The sequence below is a fragment of the Microvirga sp. P4_G7 genome (genome assembly GCF_056401005.1).
Map to the genome: position 1 here is coordinate 1 of NZ_JBFUKD010000080.1, position 11,238 is coordinate 11,238.

An 11,238-nucleotide genomic window follows, 5' to 3' on the forward strand; every position below is an offset into this window, starting at 1 on the left:
GCGTCGGTGTCGGGGTGTTTGCGCTCAAGCTCTCGCTCGCGACATAGCCGACATAGCCGTCGCTCTCGAGCTGTACCCACGCCCAGCCTTCATGCTCGTCATAGACCGTCACGCGCTCGCCGAAGATGGCCTGCGTATCCATCGGCGCGTCGCGGGACGGATGCCTATGGAGCGCGACCGCCGGCTCGATGACGCTCTTCGCGACACCCTTGGAGAAACGTTGCGCGTCGATTTGGCCGCGCAAGCGCTCGTCGGCGAGGTCCGGCCGGAAGGGCGTGATACGCCGATCGAGATTCATAGGGGCAGCTCCTTGGCACGAGCGGTGATGATATCCCCTAATCGCTCGACGGCCAAAGCTCCAACAACCGTCCGCTGAATAATTACATTGCGGCGGTCGACTTCGTCGCGGCGACGCGAGACGAGGTCGAGCTTGCCCATGCTGTCGAGAGCCCGCGTGATCACCGGTTTCGTCACGTTGAGCTTCTTTGCCAATCCGCGAACGGTGTGGGGCGGAGCTTCGAGGTAGATGGTGAGGAGAATGGCGATCTGGCGAACGGATAGATCCGCGCCTTCGTGCACGAGGTCCAGATTGACGTCGTGCCAAAGGCGCAGGGATTGCAACGCACGCAACTCGACAGGCATGGCGGCACCGTTCGTTTCGGTGCCGTATTATTCGGCCTCCGCCGCCCAGTGCAAGCCGAGGCTGTCGCTATGCTTTAGGAAGGGTAACGATCCTTCAGGAGGGCGTAGATTGCGCGAGCGGCTTGGACCTCGGCCCCCTCCGGTCGCCCCGGCTTCGTGGCGTTGTTCCAGGCGAACAGGTCGAAATGGACGTGCGCCTTCGCAGCCGACACGAAATGTCGCAGGAAAAGTGCGGCGGTGATGGACCCGCCCATGGGACCCCCGGTGTTGTTGAGATCGGCGATCTTGGAATCGAGCTGGGCGAGATAAGGCGACCAGAGGGGCATGCGCCAGCAAGGATCGTTGGCCGTGCCAGCGGCTTTGGCGATATCGGCCGCGAGCGCGTCGTCATCGGTGAAGAATGCCGGCAACTCCGGACCGAGCGCGACGCGCGCGGCGCCTGTCAGCGTGGCGAAATCGACGATGAGTTCCGGTTTTTCCTCATCCGCAAGGGTGAGCGCGTCGGCCAGGATCAAGCGACCTTCGGCGTCGGTATTGCCGATCTCGACCGTGGTCCCCTTGCGACTCTGCAACACATCGCCGGGACGAAAGGCGTTCGCCGAGATGGAGTTTTCAACGGCTGGAACAAGCACGCGCAGGCGCAAAGGTAGCTTCGCGCCCATGATCATATCGGCCAATGCCAGTGCCGTTGCCGCGCCGCCCATGTCCTTCTTCATCATCAGCATGGAGGCGGCGGGCTTGATGTCGAGACCGCCGGTGTCGAACGCGACGCCTTTTCCGACGAGCGTGACGCGCGGCGCGTTCTCATCGCCCCATGTGAAATCGATCAGACGCGGCGCGGTTGCCGAGGCGCGCCCTACCGCGTGGATCATGGGGAAATTCTGCTTGAGCAAGTCGTCGCCGACGATGCTGTTGAATGCGGCCCCATGCTTGTCGGCGAGCTGACGCGCCGCTGCCTCGATCCCATCGGGCCCGAGATCCGCAGTGGGCGTGCTGATGAGATCACGGCTCATGGCAACGGCGTCCGCGATTCGTGAAACCTCGTCGCCATCGACACCGTGCGGTGCGACGAGACGCACCGAGCGCGCCGGGCGGGCGCGATAACGCGTGAACGCGTAGCCGCCGAGAAGCCATGCAAGGGTCGCGAGCGTCGGCGAAGGTACTGGCGTTTCGAAGCGATATACGCCGTCCGGCAGCAGATTCACGAGCTTGCCCGGCAGGAAAGGATCTTGCCGTCTGGATTTTTCTCCGTCGAGCCCGAGGACGACGCCCAGCAGGTTTCCATCGGTATCCGGCAGCAGGCAATGGCTTCCCGCTTTGGCCTTGAAGCCCTGTGCCTTGGCGAAGGCCAGAGCGGCCTTCGGCAAGGCGCCGCCAATGGTCGGCCACGTCTCTTCGGTTGCGAGCCAAATCGGGGTTGCAGTTTCGGTGGACGGCGCAAGCAAAGGATGGGGCATCGGAATACTCGAGAAAGGAGTGGTGGAAGAGGCAGGCCTCAACGCGGAACGTGACGGGCGATCCTGGACAATCCGGCGATCAAAGCTTTTTGCGGCGCGACGACATGAGTCGCAATGGATTTACGGCTCAGAGCCTCGACATAGAGGTCGGCCCGCGGCGAATCCGCGACGATCGTGATCGCCGATGGGACCGAAAATTGGGTGAGGGCGCTGTTGATTTCATCTCCGGTCAGAAGCCCTGAGAGATAGGGGGCGAGGAGTGCGCTGTTCATGTCTTGACCGAGATCGACGGCGATCATCGCACGACCGATTTCCTCAGCGCCGGCCGGACAGGATGCGTAGGGGGCCATGACCCAGCCTTCACGACTTCCGACCATGCCGACGAGAAGCACGGGCGCATCGGGCTCTTGCGCCAGCCAATGTCCGCATCGTTTGAGAAAGACGTCCCGATGCTGGCCTTGCACGAGGTTCGAAACGCCTTCGTCGGATGTCACTGAATCGAGAATGCGCTCGTTCTCGACGAGGTAACCGCGAAAGCGGGTCGTTCCCCAATCGGCGACGATGAATCGCAACGCTCTACTCCGATGCGCGTTTAGCGCGTTCCGTACATTCGGTCTCCGGCATCACCCAGGCCCGGCACGATGTAGCCGTGGTCGTTGAGCTTCTCGTCGACGGCGGCCGTCCAGATGTCGACGTCGGGATGCGCGCCACGCAACTTCTCGATCCCTTCCGGAGCAGCGAGTAGACACACGAAACGCAAATCCTTTGCGCCGCGTTCCTTCAGACGATCGATCGCGGCGACGGCCGAGTTCGCCGTCGCAAGCATTGGATCGAGCACGAGAACCATGCGGTCGGCGAGATCGGACGGCGCCTTGAAATAATACTCGACCGCCTGCAGCGATTCCGGATCGCGGTAGAGGCCGATATGCGCGAYACGCGCCGCCGGAACGAGTGTCAACATGCCGTCGAGAAAGCCGACACCGGCACGCAGGATCGGCGCGAGAACGAGTTTCTTGCCGGCGATCTGCGTGCCGGTCATCGTCGTCATCGGCGTTTCGATTTCGACGGGTTCGACGGGCAGGTCGCGGGTCACCTCGTAGCACAGCAGCATGCCGATCTCGTTGAGCAACTGACGAAAACCTTTCGTCGACCGCTGCTTGTCCCGCATCAGCGTCAGCTTGTGTTTGACGAGCGGATGATCGACGACGGTGACGCCCTGCATGCTTTGTTCCTCTGTGATTGTCGTGTGGCGGTTCATCTAGAAGACAGTCCCATCGCTGATGATGACGAGTGGCGGTGAGCCGTCGCCACGTTTTTCCTGCGCGAGACGGCGCCCCGTCGCCCATGTGCCGCCTTCCAGCACCTTGGCCAGTGGGAAACGATCCCGATCCAATCCAAGTTGCGACCGGATCGGGTCGGCGATCCGATCGAGGAGGGCGACTGTCAGTGCGCGCCATTCGACGACGAGTGTCGAATCCACCGTATGAGAGCGGTGTGCATCCGCAGGATCCTTCAATACGAGCACACCGGAATCGAGAAAGAGACCGCCGTTGCGGTATTCCGGCAAGCCGGTGAGGTCGTTGATCCCCGTCACCGTGTAACCGGCCCATTCGAGCGGCTCGATGAGCGAATAGGACATCCATTGCGATAGCTTGTGGAAGGGGACCAGTCCCTTCGTATCGTCGTCCGCCTCAACGAGGGGGTGACGCCACGTGTCGCCGAGATTGACCCCGCCGAGCGAGATCCGACCGGGCCAGATGGCGCCCAGATACGCGAGCAACGTCTCCAGGATCGTGGTTGCTGCAATCTTGCCGTCCTCCGCCGTTGCCGTGATGACGTCATAGAGGCCGCCTGGGCGCGGATCGTCGTGCTGTCCGAAGATATCGGGGTTGGTGACGACGACACGCCCCAACCGATTGAGAAGCGAGACGCGCCCTTCATGCCCCACCAGCGGGTTGTCTGGACCGACCTGGAACATGCCGRCAAGTTCGTCCGGCGTTAGAGCGAGAAGGACGTCCGCGTCGACCCTGAATGGATCCTCCGGGTGGCTCGAGAACGCGCCGGAAGCGAACATGTCGAAGCTGGCGACCGCCAATCCTTCCGAACGTGCGAAAATCTCGCCCGTCCGCCCTTCCTGATACCGCCATTGCGGGCCGGCGCCTGCATCGAGGAGGACGGAGACGATCGCAAGATCGAACGCGGAGCGGGCCATCGCGTCGTGGTCGACCCAAGGAGCGCTTTGCACGATCGCCCCCCAGCGCTCGTACCCGCCGGCGGCGAGGTGTCGCCAACGCGCATGAAAAGGGATTTCGAGAGAGGGATAGGCGGACCGGATTGTCTTGACCACGTCGTCCGCACAGGCCCCGAGTTTGTCGATATCGATCGTGAAATGGCGCAGGCGGCCATCGAGCCCATGCTGGAAGAGCTGGTTGCTTCGCGAGCGTACGGCGGCGGCCGTCAGCAACGTCCGCGCGGTTTGGGCCTCTGAGGGCAGGGTGTGCTGGTCCGTCACGAAACGCTCCGATCCTCTCTGAGGAGGCTTAACACAATTTCGGCGCCTTTGATCGTTTCTCCGGCGGGCGTTTGGAGAGACGGTTAAGAGCCGGCGCGCGAGACAGAATCGCGCGCCGAAAAAGCATTCCAGCAAAGGGCCACGTGTGCCGATCGCTCAGTCCACCGATGCATGAGCGCCTCGCCGAACCGCTTACCACTTCGGCTGACCGTGCCCTAGAATCGCTCGAGATCGCGCCCCTTGACCTGATCGAGAGCCGAGGAATCCGGTGCGCCGTCCGGCGTGTAATATCCTGCTGCCTTCTTTGCTTCGATTTCGACCTGCGCATCGGGCGGAACGAGATCGTCCGGGATCGGAACACGTTCCACGACTTCGATACCGGAATCGGTGATCGCATCGTATTTCATGTTCGACATCGACATCAGTCGGTCGATACGGCGGATGCCGAGCCAATGCAGAACGTCAGGCATCAATTGCTGGAAGCGCGCATCCTGAACACCTGCGACGCATTCGGTGCGCTCGAAATAGGTGGCTGCGGAATCGCCGCCTTCCTGGCGCTTGCGAGCGTTGTAGACGAGAAATTTCGTCACCTCACCCAGAGCGCGCCCTTCCTTGCGATTGTAGGCAATGACGCCGACGCCACCGTGCTGGGCCTCGCGGACGCATTCTTCTATGCCGTGAACGAGATAGGGCCGGCACGTGCAGATGTCCGAACCGAAGACGTCCGATCCGTTGCACTCGTCATGTACACGGCACGAGATCCGCGTTTTGTCGTCACCGAGCTTCGTCACGTCCCCGACGATGTAGACGGTGATGTTTCCGATCGGCGGCAGGAACACGCTCATGTCGGGGCGCGTCACCAATTCGGGATACATGCCGCCGGTCTGCTCGAACAGGGTGCGCCGCAATTCGCCCTCCGAACACCCGAAACGGGCGGCGACGCCGGGCAGATACCACACCGGATCGACGGCAATCTTGGTGACCGAAATGTCGCCCGTTTCATGCAGCACGCCGCCATCGGCCTTGATGCGCTTGCGATCCATCGCGGAGAGAATCTCCGGCATGTTGAGACGCGCTTTGGTGATCGCGATGCTGGGGCGGATATCGATGCCGCTCTCGATCTCACCCCTGTAGATCTGACCGACCATGTGGCCCCAGGGATCCAGCGACACGATCTTGCCCGGTTCGAACCATTGCGGATGCGGGCCGATTTCCGCTGTCGGATGCGTGTTGTGGAGGTCGGGCCGCGCCAGCGGGTTCATGGCGCGCGCAGAGATGGCGAGCGCGCGGTAGAGAGAATAGGAGCCGCCGTGAGCACCGATCACGTTTCGATCGCCTGGGCTGGTGACGGATCCGACGACTGGACCCCGTTCGCGCGGTTCCTTCATGCCCCATTTGATGGGCAAGCGGATCGTCGCAGCATTGGGTTCGGGGTGGGACGTGAGCCGGATATGGGTCGAACGATTGGGCGAGTTCATGAATGGCCTTCCGCGCCTGAACGGGAAGACTCCCCAAGGATCTCTTGATCGACCGCCGGGAAGTCTCCCACGATCCGTGGAAGACTGATCCAAAGTTACGACGCCGTCAACGGCTCAGAATGACGCTCTCGCAAGAGGCGTTTTGGGAGGAAGCCTAGAGCCAGCTTTGGCCCTTGCCGGTGTTCGCCACGCCGAGATGGGCCAAAACGGTGGCGCCGATGTCGGCGAAGCTGTCCCGGCGACCGATCGAACCGGAGCCGGTGCCCGGCCCGAAACACAGGATCGGCGTGTGTTCCCGGGTGTGATCGGTGCCGCGCCAGGAGGGGTCATTGCCGTGATCTGCAGTGACGATCACGAGATCGCCATCCCGCAGCACTGCGCGGATTTCCGGAACGCGCCGGTCGAAGGCTTCCAAAGCGCCCGCATAGCCCGGAATGTCGCGGCGATGACCGAACTCGGAATCGAAGTCGACGAGGTTTGCGAAGACGAAACCGCCATCGGCGAGTTTGCTCATGGCGTCGATGGCGGCGTCGAGACAAGCATCGTTGCCATGCGGCTTGATTTCCGAGCCCGTGTTGCGGTGCGCGAAAATGTCTCCGATCTTGCCGACGGTCACGACGGGACGACCAGCCTTTGCCAGGGAATCGAGGATCGTTTCGCCGGGGGGCGGGGTGGCGAAATCCTTGCGGTTGCCTGTGCGTTGAAAGCCGTGCGCTTCCGACCCGATGAAGGGGCGAGCGATGACCCGGCCGATATTGTAGGGATCGCAAAGCTCCCGTGTGATCCTGCAGAGATCATAGAGGCGTTCGAGCCCGAACGTTTCTTCATGTGCCGCGATTTGCAGAACGCTGTCGACGGACGTGTAACAGATCGGCTTTCCAGTGCGCACATGCTCGGCGCCGAGCTCATCGATGATGCTCGTTCCCGACGCATGCTTGTTTCCCAGAATGCCCGGCAACGATCCCGCTTCTATCATGACGTCGGTGAGTTGCTGCGGGAATGAAGGGACGGTGTCCGGGAAATAGCCCCAGTCGAATGCGACCGGAACGCCGGAGATTTCCCAATGGCCGGACGGCGTGTCCTTGCCCTTCGATGTTTCCACGCCGTAACCCCATGCGCCCTTCAGGGGAGCGGTGGGAGCGAGATTGGGCGGCATGCGGCCAGTGGATGCCTGGCAGGCGAGTCCCAGACCGAGGGCGGCCATGTGGGGGAGGCTCAACGGCCCCTGTCGTACGCCCGAGCGATCTCCCGCGCCGGTCGCGCAGGCTTCGGCGATATGGCCAAGTGTATCGGCGCCGACGTCACCATAATCGGCGGCATCTTCGGCGCCGCCGATACCAACGGAATCAAGCACGATCACGAGAGCGCGGGGCATTCAGTCTTCCTTCCGGTCGCAGAGGTCGGACCGATACATCATGTCACCGCCTGATGCATCTCATGAAAATTAGGAGGCAGGCTGACAATTGTGGAGGGGTTCCGTATGGGCAATTTCGATCTGGAGAGTCGCATGCCCGATTCCGAAATCGTGCTTCAGCTCCTTCTGAGCGCTGGCCAGGAAGGCATCGCCCGGGTGGCCCTCCGGCATGACCAGATGAGCGGTGAGCGCGGTCTCCGTCGTGCTCATGGCCCAGACGTGGAGGTGGTGGACACGGCTCACGCCCGGCAAGGCTTCGAGCGCCTTCCTGACGTCCGCAACCGAGATTCCGCTCGGTACACCGTGCAGGGACAGGGTCAGGGACTGGCGCAACAGATCCCACGTGCTCCAGAGGATGACGAGACCGATCACGAGGCTGGTGACCGGATCGATCCAAGTTGCGCCCGTGCGCAGGATCACGAGGGCGGCAATGACAACGCCGAGCGAGACGGCGGCATCTGCGGCCATATGCAGGAAAGCGCCGCGAATATTGATGTCGCCGCGGCTACCGCGCATGAAGAGGAGGGCCGTGAAACCATTGACGAGAATGCCGATACCCGCGACGACCATGACGGTCCCGGCGGCGACGGGCGGCGGATCGAGTAGCCGCAGCACCGATTCCCAAGCGATGCCGCCGAACGCGATCAGCAGCAGGAGAGCGTTGAACAACGCGGCGAGGATGGAGCTCGATCGAAGCCCATAGGTGAAACGGTCGCTACGCTTTCGCTTGGCGAGAATTGACGCGCCCCAAGCGATCGCGAGTCCGAGAACATCGCTGAGATTGTGGCCCGCATCGGAGAGGAGCGCCATGGAATCGGCCAGAATGCCGTAGGCGGCTTCGATAGCGACGAAGGCCAGATTGAGCGTGATGCCAATCGCGAAGGCCCGCCCGTATTCGCCTGCGGGCGCGTGGCTGTGGTCGTGTCCCGAGGAATGGTCGTGCTGATGAGCGGGCATGATGTGATTATTCCCGAACGACCTTCGCGCCCGCGGTGTCGAGGTTGAAGGCGGCGGCGAAAAGCGCGCGGGTGTAGTCGGTCTTCGGTGCAGCGAAGATCGACTCCGCCGATCCCTGTTCCACTACCTTTCCGTCCTGCATCACGATCACTTCGTTCGCGAGGGCGCGCACCACCTTGAGATCATGACTGATGAACATGTAGGCGAGATCCCGGCGCTTCTGCAGGTCGCGCAGCAGCTCCACGATCTGTGCCTGCACCGACATGTCGAGGGCCGATGTCGGCTCGTCGAGCATGATGAATTGCGGCTCGAGCACGATGGCGCGCGCGATGGCGACGCGCTGCCGCTGACCGCCCGAAAATTCATGCGGATAGCGGTCCATCGTCGCCGGGTCGAGGCCGACATCGATCAAGGCTCGCGCCACAACCTCGCGGCGTTCGGCATAGGAAAGGCTGCTCTCCTGAACGAGCAGGCCTTCCTCGACGATTTCAGCGACGGACATGCGCGGTGAAAGCGAGCCGTAGGGATCCTGGAAGACGACCTGCATGTTTCTTCGCAGGGGCCGGAGCGCGCCGGATGTCAGGCTGTCGATCTGCTGGCCGAGAAACACGATCGGTCCCTGCGAGGACACGAGTCGCAGGATGGCTAGACCGAGCGTTGTCTTGCCGGAGCCGGATTCGCCCACGATGCCGACCGTCTCGCCCTTGCGCACGCGAACGGACACGCCGTCGACGGCCTTCACGTGTCCGATCGTGCGGCGAAAGAAGCCGCGTTTGATCGGAAACCACACTTTGATCGGTCCGGCTTCGACGATCGTCGGGGCATCCGGCGAGACAGGATTGGCGCGCCCCTTTGGCTCCGCGGCGAGAAGCTTCTTGGTATATTCGTGCTGCGGATTGCCGAACACCTCGGCAACCGGGCCGTGTTCGACGATCTTTCCCTTCAACATCACGCATACGCGGTCCGCGACCTTGCGCACGATTCCGAGATCATGGGTGATGAAGAGCATGGCCATGCCGAGGCGGCCCTTGAGCTCCGCGAGCAGGTTCAGGATTTGCGCCTGGACGGTGACGTCAAGCGCCGTCGTCGGTTCGTCGGCGATCAGGAGATCCGGCTCGTTGGCAAGGCTCATGGCGATCATCACGCGCTGRCGCTGKCCGCCGGAGAGCTGGTGCGGATAGGCCGAGAGCCTGCTTTCCGCATCGCGCAGCCCAACGAGATGCAGAAGCTCGAGAGTGCGGACGCGTGCCTGTCGATCAGACAATCCACGATGCAACGACAGGATCTCGCCGATCTGCCGCTCGATGGTGTGGAGCGGATTGAGCGACGTCATCGGCTCTTGGAACACCATCGTGATGTCGTCGCCACGCACGCGGCGCATCTCGTCTTCAGACTTGGCGATCAGGTCCTCACCCTTGAACAGGATGCGGCCCGACGGATGATGGGCCGACGGGTAAGGCAGAAGTTTGAGAATCGAGAGCGCGGAAACCGATTTTCCAGAGCCGGATTCCCCGACGAGAGCGACAGTTTCACCAGGCATGATGTCGAACGACACGCGGTCGACGGCAAGTGAATCCTGTCCCCCTTGGCGAAAGGCGACCGAGAGATCCTGAACCGAGAGAAGAAGTTCCGTCATTGAAAGGTCTTTCTCGGGTCGAACGCGTCGCGCACGGCCTCGCCGATGAAGATCAGAAGACTCAGCATGAACGCGATGACAAAGAAGCCTGTCAGCCCCAACCAGGGCGCCTGAAGATTTGCTTTTCCCTGCGCAAGCATTTCGCCGAGCGAGGGCGAACCGGGCGGGAGACCGAAGCCGAGGAAATCAAGGGAGGTCAGAGTCGAGATCGAGCCGTTCAGAATGAACGGCAGAAAGGTCAGCGTCGCCACCATCGCGTTCGGCAGGAGATGCTTGAACATGATCGTCGCGTTGGTGAGCCCGAGCGCACGCGCGGCGCGCACGTATTCGAAATTGCGCGCACGCAGGAATTCGGCACGAACGACACCGACGAGAGAAACCCAGGAAAACAACAACAGGATGCCGAGCAGAACGAAGAAGTTCGGCGTGATAATGGAGGAAATGATGATGAGCAGGTACAGGGCGGGGATCGCCGTCCAGACTTCAATGAAGCGCTGGAACAGGAGATCGACCCAACCACCGAAATAGCCTTGAACGGCGCCGGCGAGGACGCCGATCACCGAGGAGACGATGGCAAGGATCAAGCCGAACAAAACGGAAATCCGAAACCCGTAGATCAAGCGCGCGACGACATCCCGCCCTTGATCGTCCGTGCCGAGCCAGTTCCACTCCAAGCTGTCGCAGCCTGTTCCGCCGAGGCGCTCGGCCATAGGTTTGCATTGCGCATCCGTCAGCATCCACGTGGGCGGCGCGGGGGCGGGGACCGGAAGATCGAGATTGTGTGTGTTGTAGGAGTACCGGATGGGCGGCCACAAGAGCCAACCATTTTCCTGAATCTCCTTCGAGATGACGGGGTCGCGATAATCGGTTTGCGCGAGGAAGCCGCCGAACTTCTCTTCCGGATAATCGACCAGAACGGGAAACAGCAATTCGCCCTTGTAGGAAACGATGATCGGCTTGTCGTTGGCGATGAACTCCGCGAACAGACTGAGGACGAAAATCACGACGAAGATCCAGAACGACCAGTAGCCGCGACGATTGCGCTTGAAGTTCTGCAGACGCCGACGATTGAGCGGCGACAAGCGCAAAAAACCTTCGCGCGGCAGCGGCGGAGCGAGGGGCGCTGAGGCGGGAGAGACGAG

At 62.0% G+C, this 11,238-nt stretch carries 11 protein-coding genes; all 11 read right to left on the minus strand.

Translation table 11 applies throughout. The features are described 5' to 3' along the window. Window positions 1-298 (minus strand): SH3 domain-containing protein (locus tag AC1DT3_RS06070; RefSeq protein WP_477464351.1); only part of this gene is annotated, 298 nt, incomplete at its 3' end. Next, window positions 295-642 carry a MarR family transcriptional regulator gene (locus AC1DT3_RS06075; RefSeq protein ID WP_477464352.1) on the minus strand — a complete coding sequence of 116 codons (348 nt, stop codon included), beginning with the start codon at window positions 640-642 and terminating at the stop codon, window positions 295-297. The genes AC1DT3_RS06075 and AC1DT3_RS06070, both read right to left, overlap by 4 nt. 74 nt (window positions 643-716) lie before the next feature. Beyond that, complete coding sequence (locus AC1DT3_RS06080; RefSeq protein ID WP_477464353.1) at window positions 717-2,099, minus strand: leucyl aminopeptidase family protein; 1,383 nt, start codon at window positions 2,097-2,099, stop codon at window positions 717-719. Window positions 2,100-2,137: 38 nt separating this feature from the next. Then, entirely contained in the window at window positions 2,138-2,671 is a 534-nt protein-coding gene (locus tag AC1DT3_RS06085) for a 2-dehydro-3-deoxygalactonokinase (RefSeq protein WP_477464354.1), read from the minus strand. Between the two features lie 20 nt (window positions 2,672-2,691). Then, window positions 2,692-3,321, minus strand: a complete 630-nt coding sequence (gene upp / locus AC1DT3_RS06090) for a uracil phosphoribosyltransferase (RefSeq protein WP_477464355.1) — start codon at window positions 3,319-3,321, stop codon at window positions 2,692-2,694. A 36-nt stretch (window positions 3,322-3,357) separates the two neighbouring features. After that, entirely contained in the window at window positions 3,358-4,611 is a 1,254-nt protein-coding gene (locus AC1DT3_RS06095; RefSeq protein WP_477464356.1) for a URC4/urg3 family protein, read from the minus strand. 215 nt (window positions 4,612-4,826) lie between these two features. Beyond that, entirely contained in the window at window positions 4,827-6,089 is a 1,263-nt protein-coding gene (locus AC1DT3_RS06100) for a GTP cyclohydrolase II (protein WP_477464357.1), read from the minus strand. 154 nt (window positions 6,090-6,243) lie between these two features. Beyond that, window positions 6,244-7,464, minus strand: coding sequence for a phosphopentomutase (locus AC1DT3_RS06105; RefSeq protein WP_477464358.1), 1,221 nt, complete (start codon window positions 7,462-7,464; stop codon window positions 6,244-6,246). A gap of 69 nt (window positions 7,465-7,533) precedes the next feature. Continuing rightward, the gene (locus tag AC1DT3_RS06110) at window positions 7,534-8,460 is read right to left on the minus strand and encodes a cation diffusion facilitator family transporter (RefSeq protein WP_477464359.1); all 927 of its coding nucleotides are present in this window, start codon (window positions 8,458-8,460) and stop codon (window positions 7,534-7,536) included. A gap of 7 nt (window positions 8,461-8,467) precedes the next feature. Beyond that, entirely contained in the window at window positions 8,468-10,096 is a 1,629-nt protein-coding gene (locus AC1DT3_RS06115; RefSeq protein ID WP_477464360.1) for an ABC transporter ATP-binding protein, read from the minus strand. Next, a partial coding sequence (locus tag AC1DT3_RS06120) for an ABC transporter permease (RefSeq protein ID WP_477464361.1) occupies window positions 10,093-11,238 on the minus strand: 1,146 nt, incomplete at its 5' end. The genes AC1DT3_RS06115 and AC1DT3_RS06120, both read right to left, overlap by 4 nt.